The following is an 18,901-nucleotide window of genomic DNA, read 5'->3' as shown; positions in this document are numbered from 1 at the left end:
CTTGCCGGCGCCAGGGCGCCGGTCAGCGGTAGGAGGGTCGACAGAGGCAGTTGAGAGAACATTTCTTCACTCTAAGTGAATTTTGTTTGGTGTGTCAAGCGTTTGTTGCGCCCGCGTTTGGTGCCTGCGACAGATTTTCTCAAAAGATTGTTGTGGTTGATCAAGTATGTGCGCTTCGGCGATGGCAGAGTACACGCTTGCGCCGGGGCAAACGGGCGCGACAAAAACCCGAGCGGGAGATGTGATGAGCCAGGATTCGATCTTCGAGCTGCCGATTCTCATGGCGCTGGCTGCGACGGTGCTGGTCGTGCTCGCACTTGCGCGCATCCTGCTGTCGCTGAGCGCGCCGATGCGGGTGCGCGAGCCCAGCCAGGAGGAAAGGGCATGACCGCGCTGAGAGGGCTGGACACGGCCATCGAGCTGACGCGCCACGCCGGGGCCTTGCGGTCCCAGGGTTATGACTTCGCGATGCGCTACTACAGCAATAACGCGGCCAAGAACCTGTCGCTGGGCGAGGCCAGAGCCCTGTCGCAGGCCGGCCTGCAGATGGGCGTGGTGTGGGAGACCACCGGCACCCACGCCGGCTATTTCACGCGGGCCCAGGGCCTGGCGGACGGCGCCCAGGCCTTCCGCATGGCGTTTGAGGCCATAGGCCAGCCCTTCGGCTCGGCCATCTATTTTGCGGTCGACTACGACCCGACCCAGGCCGACCTCGACGGCGGCATCAGCAATTACTTCACCGGCGTGCATGCGGCGCTCTACGTGGCCAACGAGGGCGCGCCGTCCTACCGGGTCGGGGTCTACGGGTCAGGATTGTGCTGCGGCGCCTTGCTGGAGCGCGAGATGGCGGCGCTGAGCTGGCTGTCGCAATCGTCGGGCTTCGCCGGCTCGCGGCGCTACGCCGAGCAGAAGCTGTACGACATCATCCAGATGCTGCCGGCGCGGATCGTGGGCGCGGACGGGATCGTGCTGAGCATCGATCCCGACGCCACGCATCCCGAAAAGGACGCCGGGCTGTTCAGCGTTTAGTGTTTTTTACTCCACCTTGACGCGCGCGTCGCCGGCTGCCATGCGGCCGATCACGGCGGCATGGCCGAAGCCTTCGCGCGCGAACAGCGCCAGCACTTCGGCTACGCTGCCAGGGTCGCAGGACACCAGCAGGCCGCCCGAGGTCTGCGGGTCGGTCAGCAGCACGCGCTGGGTGTCGCTCACGTTCGCGCCGAGATCCACGTCCATGCCGTAGGCGTCCCAGTTGCGGCCTGAAGCGCCGGTAAAGTAACCGTCGTGGGCCAGCTGCTCGACGCCCGGCAGCAGCGGAATCTTCGCCATGTCCAGCTGCGCGCTCAAGCCGGCGCCGCGCGCCAGTTCCAGCAGGTGGCCCAGCAGGCCGAAGCCGGTGACGTCGGTCAGCGCGTGCACGCCGGCCAGCTCGGCCAGGGCCTTGCCCGGCTTGTTCAACTTGGTGGTGTTGGCGATCATCGCCGCATAGCCTTCGGCATCCAGCTGGTCCTTTTTCAGCGCCGCCGACAGCACGCCCACGCCCAGCGGCTTGCCGAGCACCAGGACGTCACCGGCGCGCGCATCCGCGTTGCGCTTGACCTTCGAGGGATGCACCAGGCCCAGCACCACCAGGCCGTAGATCGGCTCGACCGAGTCGATCGTGTGGCCGCCGGCGATCGGGATGCCGGCTTCGGCGCAGATCGATTCGCCGCCCTGGATGATCTTGCCGATCGTCTCCAGCGGCAGCTTGTTCACCGGCATGCCGACCAGGGCCAGCGCCATGATCGGCGTGCCGCCCATCGCGTAGACGTCGGAGATCGCGTTGGTGGCGGCGATGCGGCCGAAGTCGAAGGGATCGTCGACGATGGGCATGAAGAAGTCGGTGGTGGCGATCAGCGCCTGCTCGTCGTTCAGCTTGTAGACGGCGGCGTCGTCGGCGGTCTCGATCCCGACCATCAGTTCTTTCGGCACCGGGAAGCCGGTCGACTTCTTGAGGATCTCGGACAGCACGCCGGGGGCGATCTTGCAGCCGCAGCCGCCGCCGTGCGAGAAGGAGGTCAGTTTGATGGCATTGTCGGGAGTGGTCATGGAAGTCTCTTCAGGTTGCAGGATGAGGTAAAACGAGATTATCTACCAGGTCGAGCAGGGCTGCTCGTTCCCGGCCTGGTGCGAACAGGCGGCGGCGGGCGGCGCACTGGCGCAGCAGCTTGTTGCGGAAGCGTTCGTCGACGGCGATGCGGTCGATCAGCCGCGCCAGCGCCGCCGCGTCGCCGGGCGCGAAGAAGCCGGCGTAGTCCTCGCCCAGCATGCCGCGGTTCCCGCCTATGCTGGACGCCAGCACCGGCACGCCGCTCATCACCGCCTCGATGATCACGTTGGCGCCGCCCTCCATGCGCGAGCAGATCGCCATCGCGCGGCAGCGCCGCAACAGGCGCCGGGCCGGCATATGGGGCAGGGCGCCGAGCCAGCGGTAGCGCGGGGCGCCTTCCTGCGTCTTGCGCGCGGCCGCGCCGAGGGCCGGGTCGAGGGCGCCGCCCACGTGCAGCAGGCGCACTTCGGGACGCGTGACCAGCGCGGCTGCGCGCATGAAGGTCAGAGGGTCCTTCTCTTCGCGCAGGTGGCCGATCATGGCGATGTCGCAGCTGCCCGCACGCGGACGCGCGGGCCTTAGCAGTGGGGCCGACTGGTAGATCACGTGGGCCTTGGCGCGTTCTTCCGGCGCCAGTTCGTCCAGGCCCTGCGATTGCAGCAGCACCAGGGCCGTGGCTTGGCCCAGCGAGGCGCGTGCGGTCTCGTCTGCGTGGATGTCGCGATAGAGGTCGGTGCCGGTCAGGACCAGCAGGCTGGGTCGTTCGGGATGCGCTGCGGCGAAGGCGCCCAGCGCCGGGGCGGAGCGGCGCGCGTGCAGGGCGACCAGCAGGTCCGGCGCCGGCTGGCTTGCATCCCATCCCTGCGCGACCGTGACCTGCGCATGCGCGGACAGGTGCCGCATCCAGCGGCTGGCGGTCTGCCAGTTGCCGTTGTTCTCGCGCGCGGAGGCGGGGCTGACGATGAGGATATGGGGTCGCGCCATCGGCTGATTATCAAACGATCGTAGAATGTCCGCATGAACCAACAAGACCCATCGTTCCGGAACGCCGGACCCGACCGCCTTGCAGGCATGCTGCGGGATGCGCGGCATTATACGCTGGCGCTGTTCGACACCCTGGCAAGCGCCGGCTATGCGGACGCCGCGCGCGTGCCGCGTCTGCCGTCAATCAACCCGCCCTTGTGGGAGCTCGGGCACACGGCCTGGTTTGCCGAATGGTTCGTGCTGCGCGCCGCGACCAGCAGCCGGCCCGGCGATGCCAACGGCCACAGCCTGCTGGCGCGCGGCGACGACTGGTTCGATTCGAGCCTGGTGCCGCACCGCGCGCGCTGGGCGCTCGACCTGCCGGCGCCGGGCGCGATCCAGACCTACTGCGAGGAGGTGCTCGAACGCATCCTCGAAAAGCTGGCGCGCGAGCCGACTGAGGATGGCGCGCTCTATCCCTATCGCCTGGCGCTGGCCCACGAAGACATGCACGGCGAGGCGCTGCTGTACACGATGCAGACCCTGGGCCTGCCGCTGCGGCCGGCGATGGCGGGCACGCAGCCGGCGCCGCCGCCCGCAGGCGAGATCGCCTTTGCCGGCGGCGCCTTCCTGCGCGGCGGCGAGCAGTCCTGCGGCTTCGTGTTCGACAACGAGAAGCAGGCCGCTTCCTGCCGCGTGGCGCCGTTCGCGATCGACGCCTCGCTGGTCTCGAACGCGCGCTACCTGGATTTCGTCGAGGATGGCGGCTACCGGGATGCGCGCTGGTGGAGCGAGGCCGGGCAAGCGTGGCTGACGGCCTCGGGACAAACCGCCCCGCGCTACTGGCGGCGCGACGATGAAGTGAAGGACGGCTGGCGGCAGTTGCGCTTCGGCCGCCGCGAGCCGCTCGTGCCGGAGGCGCCGGTGCGCCACCTGAGCATGCACGAGGCCCAGGCCTGGTGCCGCTGGGCCGGGCGGCGCCTGCCTCTTGAAAACGAATGGGAATTTGCCGCCGCGTCCGGACATCCCGGCTTCGACTGGGGCCGGCTTTGGGAATGGACGGCGACGCCTTTCCTGCCCTATGCAGGCTTCGCGCCCGACCGCTACCTCGAGTATTCGGCGCCCTGGTTCGGTACGCGCCAGGTCCTGCGCGGGGCCTCGTTCGCCACCCCGGCGCGCTTCCGCAGCCCGGCGTTCCGGAATTTCTTCACGGCCGAGCGCGACGATGTCTTCACGGGCTTTCGCAGCTGCGCGCCATGAAAAAAGGCTGCCGAAGCAGCCTTTCTCATTCATGCGACCGGAGGATTAACGGTCGCCGAAGGTGCGGCGGGCGTTGTCCGCCGAACGCGGGTGCGAACCGCGGTAGCCGCCTTCGCGCGGAGCGCTGTCGCGGCGTGGCGCGGCGTCGCGGCTGTAGCCACCTGCTGCTGCAGGACGGCCGCCTTCGCGGTTGTAGCCGCCTTCGCGCGCTGCGCCTTCGCTGCGGAAGCCGCCTTCACGCGGGCCCGAGCCCGGCTTGTGGAAGCTGCGCTGGCCCGGCTTGGCCGATGCATTGCGGCCATCGCCCGGCTTCCAGCCCGGACGGGCGCCGCTGCGTGCCGGCGCCGAGCGCTTCGGCTCGAAGCCTTCCACCACGTCGACCGGAATCAGCTGCTTGGTGAAGCGCTCGATGCGCTTGACGTTCATGCCTTCCGCGTGGTTCACCAGCGAGACGGCGATGCCGTTGCGGCCGGCGCGGCCGGTACGGCCGATGCGGTGCACGTAATCTTCCGGGAACTTCGGCAGATCGTAGTTCACCACGTGGGTGATGGTCGGCACGTCGATGCCGCGCGCGGCGACGTCGGTGGCAACCAGCACCTTCACTTGGCCGCGGCGCATGCTGTCCAGGGTGCGGTTGCGCGCGCCCTGGTGCATGTCGCCGTGCAGGGCGGCGGCCGCGAAACCAGCGATGTTCAGGCGGTCGGCGATCATGTCGGCGTCACGCTTGGTGGCGGTGAAGACCACGGCCTGGTCCAGCGTTTCGTCGCGCAGCAGGTGGTCGAGCAGGCGGTTCTTGTGCGACAGGTCGTCGACGAAGTGAACCTTCTGCACGATGTTTTCGTGGCGGTTGGTGCCGCTGGCGATCTGGATCACTTGCGGATTCTTGGTGATGCGGCGCGCCATGTTGCCGACCACGCCGTCCAGGGTGGCCGAGAACAGCATGGTCTGGCGCGAATCCGGGGTCGCGGCGACGATCTTCTCGATGTCTTCGATGAAGCCCATGTCCAGCATGCGGTCGGCTTCGTCCAGCACCAGGATCTCGAGCTGGGAGAAGTCGATCTTGCCCGACTCCATGTGGTCGATCAGGCGGCCCGGGGTCGCGACCAGGATCTCGGGATTCTTGGCCAGCAGTTGCATCTGCTTCGGGTAAGGCATGCCGCCCAGGATCGACACGGCGCGGATGCGGCGCATGAAGGCGGTGTACTGCTCGGTGGCGCTGGTGACCTGCAGGGCCAGCTCGCGGGTCGGGGTCAGCACCAGCATTTTCGGCTGGGCCGGCTTGAAACGGACGCGCTCGCCACGGGCTTTTGCTGCCTGGGCTTCCTGCGCCGGGGTACGGCCGGCCGGCGCCGCTTCTTCATTGGCGAATTTGTTCAGGGCCGGCAGCATGAATGCCGCGGTCTTGCCCGAACCGGTCTGCGACGAGACCAGCATATCGCGGCCTGCGATACCTGCCGGAATAGCCTGCTCCTGCACCGGGGTCGGCTTTTCATAGCCGGCAACCGACACTGCTTTGACGATGGACGTGTGTAAGCCTAGTGCTTCAAAACTCATTGTTTGGGTACTTTCGATAAATCAGTGAACGTTTACGCAAAGTTGCGGAAACGCAAAATAGCAACGCGAACCAACAAAACGAAATGACTTGGAAACGAAAGAAATTTCGGCACAAAAGCTTTGCGCCGGGACGGTGCCAATGAAGACGGCACGCAGGGCGGGAGGGCTTTATGAAAGGGTATCTTGCTACGATACCAGGGCTTGCGAAGCTTGCTTGTTGTACTGCTGGATTACTTCTGATGAACTGCTGCGGCGACTGAATCGCTCACGCTTTTTGCAGCGCACAAACGACACTATACAGTAGTTTCGGAAAGCGTGCACGGCCTGCTCGTAAAGTGCAGGCCGGCTGGCCGAGGTGCAATTGCGGCAACGCAGCAGCGTTGCGGCTGCTGCGGCGGCTTAGCGGTGCTTGCGGCCGTTGACGCGCGCCGATGGCTTGCTGCCGCCCGTGACGCGGTTCTTGATCTCGGCCACGGTGGCCTTGATGCGCTGGGCGCCGGTCAGCTTGCGGCCCTTGCCGTTGCCGCGGTCGGCCTCCAGCGCGATCGAGGCGTTGTCGACGATGCTCTCGGCGATGTCCGAAGCCGTCGAGGCGCTGGTCTTCGGCACCAGGATGGTCGAGCCGGCCTTCAGGCGCATTTGCGGCGGGATGTTGTTGGCCTGGCGGATCACGTCCGGCGTGGTGCCGAACTTCGAGGCCAGCGAAGCGATCGTTTCCTTGGCCCCGGTGATCTTGTGCGTGGTCCAGGAGGACAGCGCATGGCCCCATTGCGCCAGGTTCAGGTGAAACTTCTCGGCGTTCTCTTTCGGCAGCAGGATCTTGGTCGATTCGCCGGTGATGACCGGCTTCTTGAACTGCGGGTTCAGCGCCTTGAATTCGTCGATCGACATCTCGGCCAGCTGGGCGGCCACGGCCAGATCGATGTCCGAGGTCTTGTCGACGGTAGTGAAGTAGGGCTGGTTGTCGATCGCCGGCAGGGTCACGCCGTACTGGCCCGGATTCGCGATGATGTTCTTGACGGCCTGCAGCTTCGGCACGTAGTTGCGGGTCTCGGCCGGCATCAGCTCGGCCAGGCTCTCGAAGTCGGTCGGCTTGCCGGCGGCGCGGTTCTTCTGGATCGCCTTCTGGACGTTGCCTTCGCCCCAGTTATACGCGGCCAGGGCCAGCTGCCAGTCGCCGAACATGGTGTACAGGCGCTGCAGATAGGTCAGGGCGGCGTCGGTCGAGGCCAGCACGCCGCGGCGCTCGTCCTTGAACATGTTCTGCTTGAGGTTGAAATCCTTGCCGGTGCCCGGCACGAATTGCCACAGGCCGGATGCGTCGGCGGTCGACAGGGCTTGCGGATTGAAAGCGGATTCGATCACCGGCAGCAGCGCCAGTTCGGTCGGCATGCCGCGCTTTTCCAGTTCCTGCACCACGTGATAGAGGTAGAGCGAGGCGCGGCCCGAGGTGCGCGCCAGGTATTCCGGACGGCTGGCATACCACTGCACGTGCTTGGCGACCAGGGTGTTGTCGACGTCGGGAATGGCGTAGCCGCTGCGGATGCGGCCCCACAGGTCGGGGTCCTTGTAATCGTCGCCCTTGACGGCGCCCAGGGATGCCGTTTTGGCAAGCACCGCGGCGCTGACGCTAGTGTTGCTTTGCGAGATAGGGCTCGAAGAACTTTCGGCGGCGAGGCTGATCGCGGGCGCCAACAGGATCGCGAGGGCCAGGGCTTTGGTGGTGCGAGTCGTTTCGTACATAGCTTTCCAGTGTTGCGTCCAGGAACGGTTAGGACTGACGAGTAAGGGGGCAGTGTACGGACCGCTTATCGCGTCAGTCAAGAATTATGTCGGCGAGGTTACAAATTTTCTTGGCTACTCATTTTGATAATGCATGCTGGTATTTTGACAACTTCACGATGAGTATCCTGGGCTGCGATGCGGATTTTTATAGCTGATTCGGATGCTTGAAACCCGATACCCCTGGGGGTATGCACGCAAAGAAAATGAACAGGCAAGGCAATAAGTGAACATTTCGACAAGCAAATAACGATATCGAAAAATTAATACCAGAGCCGGCGGCTATGCTTGCCAAGTTACGCCGGCTTGCCGGCCAATCTATGAGGGCACGCAAAGTGCGCGTACAATGCCAGCTCTGCGCACCGCGTTTTTTGCAATATTGGAAAGATCATGAGCACTGCCAACCTCAATGCCGACGATGACGAGATCGTCGCCGCCACCCGCCGCTGGCTGGAACGCGCCGTCATCGGCCTGAACCTCTGTCCGTTCGCCAAGGCGGTGTATGTGAAGGAGCAGGTGCGCTATGTGGTCTCGCCGGCGCGCACGCCGGAAGAGCTGCTGGAAACCCTGATGAACGAGCTGCAGGACCTGGCCGACACCGATCCGGAAAAGACCGACACGACCCTGCTGATCCATCCGTTCGTGTTAAATGACTTTTTGGACTTCAATGAATTCCTGGACGTGGCCGACGCCGCCGTCGAAGACATGAGCCTGGACGGCGAGTTGCAAGTGGCCAGTTTCCACCCGGATTACCAGTTCGCCGATACCGACCAGAACGACATCTCGAACTACACCAACCGCGCGCCTTACCCGATCCTGCAGCTGCTGCGCGAAGAGAGTATCGACCGCGCCGTGGAAGCCTTCCCGGACGCCGAGGCCATCTTCGAGAAGAATATCGAGACGATGGAAGGGCTCGGCCACGAAGGCTGGGACAAGCTCGATGTCGGACCGGCCCGCTGATCCCATGGGCGCCCCCTTCCCGGAACGCCCGGACACGCCCTGCGTGGCAGTCTGCTCGACCACCTTCGACGACATCTGCCGCGGCTGCGGCCGCACCGTGGTCGAGGTGGCGCATTGGGTATCGATGACGGCGGAGCAGAAGGAAGCCGTCTGGCAGCGCATCCTGTCGCAGGGCTACCCGCGCCGCAACACCTGACAAAAATCAAACCGGGGTCAGAGCCCGAAAATTGGAAATGTCTCAATGGATCTTTCCAAAAATCGGGGTCTGACCCCGGTTTGCGTTTAATCAAAAGCTGCCGACGAAGTCCTTTTTGCCGATCTCGACCCCGTTATGACGCAGGATGTCGTAGGCCGTGGTCGCGTGGAAGTAGAAATGCGGCAGGGAGTAGTGCATCAGATAGGTCTGGCCACCGTTGAACTGGCGCTGCTTGTCCCCGCTGCCGACCGTGATTTCGCGTGTCGCGCCATCCTCGATCGCTTCGCGCGGCACGCTGTCGATGAAGGCCAGGGTCTTCGCGATGCGCGCCTGCAGGCCGGCGAAGTCGGCCTCGGTGTCCTCGTAGCGCGGCACCTCGACGCCGCCCAGGCGCGCCACCGTGCCCTTGGCGAAATCGGCCGCCACCTGCACCTGTCGCAGCAGCGGGAACATGTCCGGGAACAGGCGCGCCTTCAGCAGGGCGTCCGGTTCGATCTTCTTCAGGTCGGCGTGGGATTCGGCCTTTTCCAGGATCGCGGAAAGGCTGCCCAGGATTTGCCGGAATACCGGCACCGAAGCGGTGTACATCGACAAGCTCATCGTTTCTTACTCCCATCCATATAATAGAGACACCCATCATAACAACACTGAAACGTGGCTGCACGGTCACGCTTCGCGTCCATGCGCCTGGCGGCGGCGACTAATTGCTGACTTGTGGCAACTTTGTGTGCATAATCTGGCAACACACGCTAACCAATATTCACAAAAAAGCTAGCGCCTGCCGGTGCTTCGCCATGCCAGCCATGTTTGCTTCAAGCTTCCTGTCCAGCCTTGCCAGGCGCGTGCTCCCCATGCGCCTGCTGCGCCTCTACGGACGTTCGCTGTACGGCGCGCTGCTGCTGGTGGTGTTCGGCGGCCTGGTGGTGCCGGCCCTGGTCGGCAGCTATTTCCTGATGGGCGTGCAGGAGCGCCAGGCCGCCCGCGCGGTGCTCGACGAGAACCTGCAGCGCGACGCCGACATCCTCGCCCTCGGCATGCAGGAAGCGCTGTGGAACATGAACGCCGACGCCGCCCGCTCGCTGGTCGAATCGGTGATGCGCGACCCGGCCGTGCTGCGGGTGCAGGTGCGCGCCCAGGCCGACGGCGACTTCATCGACCGGCATGCCGCCGCCGCGCCCGAAGGCCGCGTATTCCGCGCCGAGCGCACCGTGGTCGTGCACGGCGAGCCGATCGGCCACGTGCTGGTCGAGATGGACGACAGCCGCAGCCAGCAGGAGCTGCGCGCCAAGCAGTGGCGCTACGCCGGCGTGCTGGCGGTGCAGCTGGCCGTGTCGCTGCTGCTGATCGCGCTGCTGATCAAGCGCCGCCTGCTGGCGCCGATGAAAGGCCTGACCGGCTTTTCCGACCGCCTTTCGCGCGGCGACTTCGATACCCCGCTGGTGCTGTCCTCGAAGGACGAACTGGGACGCCTGGGGGCGCAGATGGACAGCATGCGGGTCGCGATCCGCGAGCTGTTCGACGACATCGGCCGGCGCGAGGAGCGCTTCCGCACCATCGTGACCCAGGTCCCGGGCGCGGTGTTCCGGGCCCGCCCCGGCGGCAGCATCGATTTCGTCAGCGAGGCCATCGAGGGCATCTGCGGCTACCCGGCGCGCATGTTCATGAGTACCACCACCGACCGCTGGGCCGACATCATCGATCCCGAGGATCGCCGCATGCGCCGCCGGCTGGCGAAGGAAGCGCTGCAGGCCGCGCGCCCCTACGAGATCGAATACCGCATCGTCGATGCCGCCGGCGTCGAGCGCTGGGTGCTGGAGAGCGGCCAGCCGGTGGCGCAGGGCGGCGACGCCGCCTTCTGGGTCGACGGCCTGATCTCCGACATCAGCGAGCGCAAACACAATGAGATGCGCATCGAGGCCCTGCTGGCCGAGCAGGAGGCGGTGCTCGACAACGTCATGTTCGGCATCGTGCGCGAGCGCGGCATGCGCATCGTCTCGACCAACCGCCGCTTCGACGAGCTGTTCGGCTATGCCGAGGGCGAGCTGGTCGGCGAGTCGATCGCGGTGCTGTTCCCGAACCAGGAAATGTTCGAACAGACCTTGGCCGACACGCAGCCGCTGATGTCCAGCGGCGCCGGTTTCACCGACGCCTACCTGCAGCGGCGCCGCGACGGCACCCTGTTCATGTGCCAGGTGAGTGGCCGCGCGCTCGACCCCGCGCGCCTGGAAACCGAGGGCAGCATCATCGTCTACGCCGACATCACCCAGCGCCTCCAGGCCGAGGAAAAGCTGCGCCTGTCCGCCACGGTGCTGGAGCACATCGCCGACGGCGTGATGGTGATCGACGTGCACGGCCGCATCGTCGCCACCAATCCCGCCTATACCCAGATCACCGGCTGGACCGAGATCGAGGCGATCGGCACCCCATCGAACCTGACCCGCGGCGCCAGCCAGGATCATGACTTCCTCGACACGATGTGGCGCGACCTCGCCGAAACCGGCTTCTGGCGCGGCGAAATCTCGAGCACCCGCAAGAACGGCGAGGGCTACCTCGAGTGGCTGACGGTGTCCGCGGTGCGCGACGACACCGACACGGTCACCCATTATGTCTGCGTGTTCAGCGACATCACCAAGCTGAAGGAATCGCAGGAAAAGCTCGACCACATGGCGCACCACGATCCGCTTACCGGCCTGCCGAACCGCCTGCTGTTCCACGACCGCCTGCAGCACGCGATGGTGCGCGCGGCGCGCGCGAGCGAGCAGCTGGCCGTGATCTTCATCGACCTGGACCGCTTCAAGAACGTCAACGACACCCTCGGCCACCACGTCGGCGACGAGCTGCTCAAGCAGGTCGCGAAGGCGCTGTCGAGCTGCCTGCGCGACGGCGACACCCTGGCGCGCCTGGGCGGCGACGAATTCATCGTGCTGCTCGAAGACGTCGACGGCGAGCGTGGCGCGCGCCTGGTGGCGGAGAAGCTGATGCGCCTGTTCGAGCAGCCGGCGCTGGTGTCCGGCTACGAGCTGTTCGTCACCGGCAGTGTCGGCATCAGCCTGTTCCCGCAGGATGCCGGCGACCTGAATGTCCTGGTCCGCAACGCCGACGTCGCCATGTACCAGGCCAAGGCGCGCGGCCGCAACGGCTATGCCTTCTATGCGCCCTCGATGGACGGCGAGGGCGTCGAGCGCCTGCGCCTGGAAGCGCTGCTGCGCCGCGCGATCGAGAAGAACGAGATCTGGCTGGCTTACCAGCCGCAGGTCGAAATCGACAGCGGGCTGCTGATCGGCGTCGAGGCCCTGGTGCGCTGGAACAGCCCGGAGCTGGGCGCGGTCGGGCCGGACCGCTTCATCCCGCTGGCCGAGGACATCGGCTTCATCAACCAGCTGGGCGGCTGGGTGCTGGAGGAGGCCTGCCGCCAGATGAAGTGCTGGGACCTGGCCGGCCTGTATGTGCCGAAGATCGCGGTCAACCTGTCGGCGCGCCAGTTCGACCGCGGCGGCCTGGCCGCGACGGTGGAGCGGGTGCTGCGCGAGACCAGCCTGCCGGCCCACCGCCTGCAGCTCGAGGTGACCGAATCGGTGATCATGAATACCGGCGATGCGATGCAGTATATTAACGATTTGCACGCGATCGGCGTCGAACTGGCGATCGACGATTTCGGCACCGGGTATTCCTCGCTGGCCTATCTGAAGCAGCTGCCGGTGCAGACCCTGAAGATCGACCGCAGCTTCATCAAGGACATCTCGACCGATGCGAACGACGAAGCGATCGCCATCGCCATCATCCAGCTCGGCAAGAGCATGAACCTGGCGGTGATCGCGGAAGGCGTCGAGACGGTGGAGCAGGCGGCTTTCCTGCTGCGGCACGGCTGCCGTCGCGCGCAAGGATACTTATATGCCCGGCCTTTGGCGCCGGCGCAGGTGCTGGCACAGTGGGGACAGAACAAGAATGCGCGACTCGAATATTCAGGAGCCGGAAAAGGCTAGCAAACAACCCGCGCGTGGACGGCGCCGCTTCCTGCTCGGCGGCCTGGCCGCGAGCGGGGTGCTGGTGGTCGGCTGGGGCCTCGCGCCGCCGCGCCAGCGCCTGCGCGGCGCCAGCCCGCTGGCGGTGGAAGCGGGCGCCGTCGCCCTGAATGGCTGGGTGGCGATCGCGCGCGACGGCACGGTGTCCGTCGTGGTCCCGCGCAGCGAGATGGGGCAGGGGGTGAACACCGCGCTGCCGATGCTGCTGGCCGAGGAGCTCGATGCCCCGCTGGCCAATGTACGCATTTCGCAGGCCCCGATCGACAAGATCTTCGGCAACCTGACGGTCCTGCGCGAGAACCTGCCTTTCCATCCGGACGACCGCGGCAGCATCAAGCAGGGCGTGCAATGGGTGATGGCCAAGGTCGGGCGCGAGCTCGGTCTGATGTTCACCGGCGGTTCGACCAGCGTGAAGGACGCCTGGGCGCCGATGCGCGAAGCGGGCGCGGTGGCGCGGGCGATGCTGGTGCGCGCGGCCGCCGAACAGTGGAAGGCTGGCGCTGCAAGCCTGTCCACCCGCGACGGCTACGTGCTGCATCCCGACGGCCGGCGTCTCGCCTACGGCGAACTGGCAGAGCGTGCGGCGGTGGCCGGGGCCGGCATCGAACCCGGCGACGTGCGTTTGAAATCGCCGTCCGAATTCCGCCTGATCGGCCAGCCGGCGCCGCGCCGCGACAGCCCGGCCAAGGTGAACGGCGGCGCGCTGTTCGGCATCGACGCGCGCGTGCCCGGAATGCTGTATGCGGCCGTGCGCATGGCGCCCGTGGTGGGCGCGGGCGTCGCGTCTTTCGATGCGTCCAAAGTGATGGCGATGCCGGGCGTGCTGAAAGTGGTCGAGGTGGCCGCGCTGCCGCAGTATTCCGGCGCCGGCGCCGGGGTGGCGGTGGTGGCGAAGTCCTGGTGGCAGGCGAAGCAGGCCGCGGCCGCGCTGCCGGTGACCTGGAGCGCGAGCCCGCACGCGGCCTTGTCGAGCGAGGCGATCTTCGCCGACTTCGCGAAGCTGCTGGACAGCGAATCGGGCTTCACGTATTTCGAGAGCGGCAGCCAGGATGTGCAGGGGGCGTCGAAGACGATCCAGGCCGAATACAGGGCGCCCTTCCTGGCCCACGCCACGATGGAGCCGATCAACTGCACCGCCCAGCTCAAGGACGGCAAGCTGAAACTCTGGACCTCGACCCAGGTCCCGAGCGTGGCGGTGGAGGTGGCGGCCAGGGTGGCCGGCGTCGACCGCGCCGATGTGTCGCTCGACCTGTTGCTGCTGGGCGGCGGCTTCGGGCGGCGCCTGGAGACCGACATGGTGGCGCAGGCCGTGGCGATCGCAAAATCGATGAGCGGCCAGCCGGTGCAGCTGATCTGGACCCGCGAGGACGACGTCCAGCACGACGCCTACCGCCCGCAGGCGCTGGCGCGCTTCTCGGCCAAGCTCGATGCGAACGGCAATGTGCTCGCCTGGGACAACAAATCGGTGAGCGGCGCCATCGGCCACCAGTACTTCCCGCGCAACCTGGGCCTGCCCGGCATCGGCCCGGACAAGACCACGGCCGAAGGCGAGTACGACATGCAGTACGCGATCCCGAACCGCCGCATCGCCCACGTGATCGCGGACAGCCCGGTGGCGATCGGCTACTGGCGCGCGGTCGGCCATTCGCACAATGCCTTCTTCAAGGAGGGCTTCCTGGACGAGGTCGCGCATGCGGCCGGCAAGGATGGCGTGGCGCTGCGCCGCGAACTGCTGCGCGATCATCCGCGCCACCTGGCGGTGCTGGAGGCGGCGCTGGCGAGGGCCGGCAGCGCGCCGGAAGGCCGGGCGCACGGGGTGGCGGTGCACCAGTCCTTCGGCACCATCGTGGCGCAGGTGGCCGAGGTGTCGGTGCTTGACAAGCAGATCCGCGTGCACCGGGTGGTGTGCGCGGTCGATTGCGGGATCGTCGTGAATCCGAACATCGTGGCGCAGCAGGTGGAGTCGGCGGTGGTGTTCGGGCTGTCGGCGGCGCTGGGCGGCGAGATCACGCTGAAGGACGGGCAGGTCCAGCAAAGTAACTTTGGCGATTATCCGGTGCTGCGCATGAGCGAGGCGCCGCTGGTCGAGACCATCCTCATGCCGAGCATGGAGCCGCCCGAGGGAATGGGCGAGCCGGCCGTGCCGCCGGTGGCGCCGGCGGTGGCGGCGGCGGTGTTCAAGTTGACCGGGCAGCGCTTGCGGCGTTTGCCGTTGCGGCTGGCTTAAGCGTCGGCGTTCGCCAGCAAGGTGCGCAAATTGGCATCCCGCTGCCACCTGCGCCGCTCGTCGGACGATGCGGCCAGGCGCGTCAATTCCTCATCGTCGAGCGCGGCCTTCGCCAGCACCAGCCGGTCCGTCAATTTCGGATCCGGCAGCATGGTGCCGAAGAAGGCGACCGTGCCGCGCCGCTGCAGCAGCAGGGTGGGGAAGTTCTCGACGTCGAGGTCGCCGACCACGTCGGCCTGGTCTTCGATGTCGATCCAGACGAAGGTCTTGTCCGGATGGCGCGCGGCGAGGTCGTCGAAGGCGGCGCGGTAGGACGAACAGGTGCCGCACCAGGCGGCGCACAGACAGGCGACGACCCATCCTTCGCCATCCAGGGCGGCGGCGAGCTGGTCGCGGTTGTCGGACTCGAGTAACAAGCTGGGCATGGAGCGGATTTTACGGCTTTTGGCCGGCAGGCGCCACGGGTTAAAATACGGCATGCCTATCATCCTTGCCATCGAAACCTCGTCCGAGCTGGCGTCTTGCGCGCTGTTCAATAGCGGCACGACACCAGCCGCTGTCATGTCCCGCGAAACCGCCGGCGTGCGCACCCATTCGCAATCCGTGCTGCCGATGGTGCAGGAACTGCTGCGCGAGGCCGGCGTCAAGCTGGCCGATTGCGACGCCATCGCCTTTGGCGCCGGTCCCGGTTCCTTCACCGGCGTGCGCACCGCCTGCGGCGTGGCCCAGGGCCTGGCCTTCGGCGCCGGCCTGCCGGTGCTGCCCATGGTGACCCTGGAAGCGCTGGCCGAAGCCTGCCGCGCACGCAGCGGCGCCACCGAGGTACTGGCCGTGCTGGATGCGCGCATGAACGAAGTCTATTGGGCGCAATACCGTTATGCGGACGACGCCTGGAGCGCGGTCCGCGCGCCGGCCCTGAGCGCGCCGCAGGACGTGTCGCCGCAGCCTGTTGCCGGCCTGGCCGCCTGCGGCAACGGCTTCGCCGCCTATCCGGACGCGTTTGCCGGCAAGGACTTCGCCATGCATGCCATTGGCGACATGCTGCCGCACGCGCGCGACATGGCCGTGCTGGGCGTGGCCGCGCTGGCGGCCGGCCTTGCGGTCCCGGCCGACCAGGCCCAGCCCCTCTACCTGCGCAACAAGGTTGCCTACACGAGCGCCGAGCGCCAGGCGATCAACGCGGCCAAGGCGGGCGGCTGAATGGCGGCATCGCTGGAGCAGGCGGGGCTGGCGCTCCGAAGGATGGTGGTCGCCGACATCGACGAGGTCCACGCGCTCGAGCAGAAGGTCTTCCCGCACCCGTGGAGCCGCGCGAACTTCGTCGATTCGCTGGCCAGCGGCTACGACGCCTGGGTGCTGCGCGAGCCGGATGAGGGCGCGCTGGCCGGCTACTTCCTGCTCATGCATGCGGTCGACGAGACGCACCTGCTGGATGTCGCCGTCAGCGGCGCGCGCCAGGGCAGCGGGCTGGGGCGCTTCCTGCTGGACCGCATCGCGGCGCGTTCGCGGGCGATGGGCATGGCGTCGATCCTGCTCGAGGTGCGGCCGTCGAACGAACGCGCACTGCAGGTCTACGCGCGCTATGGTTATACGCAGATCGGGCGCCGCAAGGGGTATTATCCAGCCCATGAGGGCAAGCGCGAGGATGCGATCGTGATGAGGTATGTACTATGAACGGATTCGCCGAACGCGACGCCGTCTTCCTGGCGGAGATGGGGATTACGCCGCTGTGGGCTTTGCGGGATGCGCCGCTTGCGGTTTCGGCGCCGGCTTCGGCTTCGGCTTCGGCTTCGGACGATGCGGCGGCGGCGCCGGCGCTTGCCGTGGCCGAGGATGCATTCGCCGAGCCGCCGGTGCCGGCGGCGCCGGCACCCGCGCCGGCAGCACCCGCGGCGCCGGCGCGTGCCCCGGGCCCGCGCCCGCTGCAGCCGGTCGCCCAGTCGGTATCGGCCCTGGCGCCGGTCCCGCCCGAAGACCTGGCCTGGGACGACGCCGCGCTGCCAGCCGACGCTACACCGGAAGAAATCGCGCAGATGGACTGGGACCGGCTGGGCCTGGCCATCGCCGCCTGCCGCCGCTGCAGCGCCTGCCGCGACGGCCGCGCGCCGGTGCCGGGCACGGGCTCGAAGACCGCGCGCTGGCTGGTGGCGGCCGGCGCCTCCACCGCCGCCGACGAGAAAGCCCGCATCCCGCTGGCCGGCGACGCCGGCAAGCTGCTGGACAACATGCTGGCCGCGGTGGGGTTGTCGCGCGAGCGCGATGTCTATATCACCAACCTGATCAAGTGCCGTCCGACCACGCCGGCCGGCGGCGAACGCGCTCCCACGGCCGCGGAAGCGGCGGCCTGCCGTCCTTATCTCGAACGCGAGCTGGTCTTGAGCGGCGCCCGCACCGTCCTGACCCTGGGCCAGATTGCCGCCAACACCCTGCTGGGACGTCCGCTGGCGGAACCCCTGGCCGGCGTGCGCGGCAAGGCCTATCCGCTGCAAAGCGCGCCGGCGACGCTGGTGGCGACCCTGCATCCGGGCGAACTGCTGCGGCGCGGCGGCGACAAGGCGCTGGCATGGGCCGACTTGTGCCGGGCGCGCGCCGAGGGCGGATCCGCTGCTGGAACAGACGGTGCGGGACGCGGCTGACAACTATCAGGCGTACTTCGAGCGCCGCTGGGGACACCTGCGGCGCGCCCGGGTACGGGCCCTGGCCTGGCTGCTGGACGCGCCCGACCTGCTCGACATCCACGATCCGCATTGGGAAGGACGCATCGTCACGCTGGGGCCGATGAGGCCCGAGACGGAAAGCTGGCTGGCGGCGCTAGACCAGGATCCGTCGGCGCTCGACGCCGCGCTGGGCGCCAAGATGCATACGAGGCTCGGCCTGTACGCCGAAAAGCTGATGGCCTTTTATTTCTCGGAGCAGGGCAGGCTGGTCGCCCATGGCCTGCAGGTGCGGGCGGCGCGCGACGACACCATCGGCGAATTCGACTTCCTGCTCGATGCCGGCCCGGATGCGGTCGAGCACATCGAGTTCGCGACCAAGTTCTATCTGCTGCAGGGCGAGGTGCATGGCGACATCGCCGCCAGCTTCGACGATTTTGTCGGCCCCAACCTGGCCGACAGCCTGGGCCGCAAGATGCGCAAGGTGTTCGAGCGCCAGCTGCAGCTCGGATCGCATCCGGCCGCCCAGGCGGTGCTGCCGCGGCCCGTCACGGCCGCCCGCGCCCTGGTGAAAGGCTGGCTGTTCTACCCGGCCGGGACCTATTTTGCGATGGACGGCATCACGGCCGGCCACTGCCGCGGCTTCTGGTGCTCGCTGTCCGAGCTCGCCCAGATGGACGAAGACCGCTTCCTGATCCTGCCGCGCCTGCAATGGCTGCCGCCCTTCCGTGCCTCGTCCGCCACCTGGATGCTGGACCGCGCCCAGCTGCTGGCCGAGCTGGACGACCACTTCGCGGCCTCGAGCACGCCAGTCCTGATCGCGGTCGTGCGCGAAGCGACTGGCGGCATCGTCGAAACCGAGCGCGGCTTCATCGTCCCCGACGACTGGCGCGAACGCGCCGGCGCATATAGGGGTCAGAGCCCGATTTTCGCATATAGGGGTCAGAGCCCGATTTTTGGAAATAGCTTCACAAATTCGGGGTCAGACCACTTTTTGGGGAAAGCGCTGTGTAGCAGGAAGGACTAGTGTGTCCCCATATGTTCTGAAATATTCTTTCAAAATAATGTCGAAAATGAAAGAATATTCCAAAACGCCGGGCCGCATCAGTTAAAGAGCAATTGCCGCAAAAAGTGCTCTGACCCCGAATTTACTGAGCCCGAATTTACTGAGCTCGGATTTAGCAAAGGGACATT

At 66.8% G+C, this 18,901-nt stretch carries 17 protein-coding genes; 11 read left to right on the top strand and 6 right to left on the bottom strand.

The window, feature by feature from the left end; translation table 11 throughout:
- Window positions 1-244: 244 nt before the first annotated feature.
- Window positions 245-388: a hypothetical protein gene (locus tag ACFPO9_RS04180; RefSeq protein ID WP_379767468.1), complete on the top strand. Its 144-nt coding sequence runs from the start codon at window positions 245-247 to the stop codon at window positions 386-388.
- Window positions 385-1,029 (top strand): DUF1906 domain-containing protein, encoded by a 645-nt coding sequence (locus ACFPO9_RS04175; protein ID WP_379767465.1) that lies wholly within the window; start codon window positions 385-387, stop codon window positions 1,027-1,029. Before ACFPO9_RS04180 ends, ACFPO9_RS04175 begins: the two co-directional genes overlap by 4 nt.
- 6 nt (window positions 1,030-1,035) lie before the next feature.
- Here the strand turns inward: ACFPO9_RS04175 and selD are convergent, their stop codons facing one another.
- Both selD and senB read right to left on the bottom strand, forming a co-directional pair.
- The gene (gene selD / locus ACFPO9_RS04170; RefSeq protein WP_379767462.1) at window positions 1,036-2,088 is read right to left on the bottom strand and encodes a selenide, water dikinase SelD; all 1,053 of its coding nucleotides are present in this window, start codon (window positions 2,086-2,088) and stop codon (window positions 1,036-1,038) included.
- A 10-nt stretch (window positions 2,089-2,098) separates the two neighbouring features.
- On the bottom strand, window positions 2,099-3,073 hold the full coding sequence (senB, locus tag ACFPO9_RS04165; protein WP_379767459.1) for a selenoneine biosynthesis selenosugar synthase SenB: 975 nt from the start codon (window positions 3,071-3,073) through the stop codon (window positions 2,099-2,101).
- 33 nt (window positions 3,074-3,106) lie between these two features.
- Here senB and senA point away from each other — a divergent pair, with 33 nt between their 5' ends.
- Window positions 3,107-4,312, top strand: coding sequence for a selenoneine synthase SenA (senA, locus tag ACFPO9_RS04160; RefSeq protein WP_379767456.1), 1,206 nt, complete (start codon window positions 3,107-3,109; stop codon window positions 4,310-4,312).
- Between the two features lie 45 nt (window positions 4,313-4,357).
- Here senA and ACFPO9_RS04155 read toward each other — a convergent pair whose 3' ends face one another.
- Window positions 4,358-5,866, bottom strand: a complete 1,509-nt coding sequence (locus ACFPO9_RS04155) for a DEAD/DEAH box helicase (RefSeq protein WP_379767454.1) — start codon at window positions 5,864-5,866, stop codon at window positions 4,358-4,360.
- Between the two features lie 399 nt (window positions 5,867-6,265).
- Entirely contained in the window at window positions 6,266-7,609 is a 1,344-nt protein-coding gene (locus tag ACFPO9_RS04150; protein ID WP_379767451.1) for a transglycosylase SLT domain-containing protein, read from the bottom strand.
- A 429-nt stretch (window positions 7,610-8,038) separates the two neighbouring features.
- On the opposite strand from ACFPO9_RS04150, the gene ACFPO9_RS04145 reads away from it, so the two are divergent.
- Together ACFPO9_RS04145 and ACFPO9_RS04140 are read left to right on the top strand one after the other, a co-directional pair.
- Window positions 8,039-8,608 carry a DUF1415 domain-containing protein gene (locus ACFPO9_RS04145; protein WP_379767448.1) on the top strand — a complete coding sequence of 190 codons (570 nt, stop codon included), beginning with the start codon at window positions 8,039-8,041 and terminating at the stop codon, window positions 8,606-8,608.
- A gap of 4 nt (window positions 8,609-8,612) precedes the next feature.
- Window positions 8,613-8,804, top strand: coding sequence for a DUF1289 domain-containing protein (locus ACFPO9_RS04140; RefSeq protein ID WP_379767445.1), 192 nt, complete (start codon window positions 8,613-8,615; stop codon window positions 8,802-8,804).
- A gap of 90 nt (window positions 8,805-8,894) precedes the next feature.
- Here ACFPO9_RS04140 and ACFPO9_RS04135 read toward each other — a convergent pair whose 3' ends face one another.
- Window positions 8,895-9,404: a DUF1993 domain-containing protein gene (locus tag ACFPO9_RS04135; RefSeq protein ID WP_379767442.1), complete on the bottom strand. Its 510-nt coding sequence runs from the start codon at window positions 9,402-9,404 to the stop codon at window positions 8,895-8,897.
- A gap of 203 nt (window positions 9,405-9,607) precedes the next feature.
- Here ACFPO9_RS04135 and ACFPO9_RS04130 point away from each other — a divergent pair, with 203 nt between their 5' ends.
- Both ACFPO9_RS04130 and ACFPO9_RS04125 read left to right on the top strand, forming a co-directional pair.
- Window positions 9,608-12,787, top strand: coding sequence for an EAL domain-containing protein (locus tag ACFPO9_RS04130; protein WP_379767617.1), 3,180 nt, complete (start codon window positions 9,608-9,610; stop codon window positions 12,785-12,787).
- On the top strand, window positions 12,750-15,053 hold the full coding sequence (locus tag ACFPO9_RS04125; protein WP_379767439.1) for a xanthine dehydrogenase family protein molybdopterin-binding subunit: 2,304 nt from the start codon (window positions 12,750-12,752) through the stop codon (window positions 15,051-15,053). The genes ACFPO9_RS04130 and ACFPO9_RS04125 overlap by 38 nt, the downstream gene beginning before the upstream one ends.
- Here the strand turns inward: ACFPO9_RS04125 and ACFPO9_RS04120 are convergent.
- Window positions 15,050-15,478 (bottom strand): thioredoxin family protein, encoded by a 429-nt coding sequence (locus ACFPO9_RS04120; RefSeq protein ID WP_379767436.1) that lies wholly within the window; start codon window positions 15,476-15,478, stop codon window positions 15,050-15,052. The two genes, ACFPO9_RS04125 and ACFPO9_RS04120, sit on opposite strands and share 4 nt — an antisense overlap.
- Window positions 15,479-15,530: 52 nt before the next feature.
- On the opposite strand from ACFPO9_RS04120, the gene tsaB reads away from it, so the two are divergent.
- From tsaB to ACFPO9_RS04100, 4 genes are read left to right on the top strand one after another with little or no spacing between them, the layout of a single operon-like run.
- Window positions 15,531-16,253 (top strand): tRNA (adenosine(37)-N6)-threonylcarbamoyltransferase complex dimerization subunit type 1 TsaB, encoded by a 723-nt coding sequence (tsaB, locus tag ACFPO9_RS04115; protein ID WP_379767433.1) that lies wholly within the window; start codon window positions 15,531-15,533, stop codon window positions 16,251-16,253.
- Window positions 16,254-16,727 carry a ribosomal protein S18-alanine N-acetyltransferase gene (rimI, locus tag ACFPO9_RS04110; RefSeq protein ID WP_379767430.1) on the top strand — a complete coding sequence of 158 codons (474 nt, stop codon included), beginning with the start codon at window positions 16,254-16,256 and terminating at the stop codon, window positions 16,725-16,727.
- Window positions 16,724-17,689: a uracil-DNA glycosylase gene (locus tag ACFPO9_RS04105; RefSeq protein ID WP_379767427.1), complete on the top strand. Its 966-nt coding sequence runs from the start codon at window positions 16,724-16,726 to the stop codon at window positions 17,687-17,689. The genes rimI and ACFPO9_RS04105 overlap by 4 nt, the downstream gene beginning before the upstream one ends.
- Window positions 17,673-18,734, top strand: coding sequence for a DUF1853 family protein (locus ACFPO9_RS04100; protein WP_379767424.1), 1,062 nt, complete (start codon window positions 17,673-17,675; stop codon window positions 18,732-18,734). Before ACFPO9_RS04105 ends, ACFPO9_RS04100 begins: the two co-directional genes overlap by 17 nt.
- Window positions 18,735-18,901: the final 167 nt, after the last annotated feature.

This window comes from Massilia aerilata, from assembly GCF_042656905.1.
Lineage (GTDB): Bacteria > Pseudomonadota > Gammaproteobacteria > Burkholderiales > Burkholderiaceae_D > Telluria > Telluria aerilata.
Note: the sequence above shows the minus strand (reverse complement) of the source record. Positions and strands in the feature narration are given on the sequence as shown.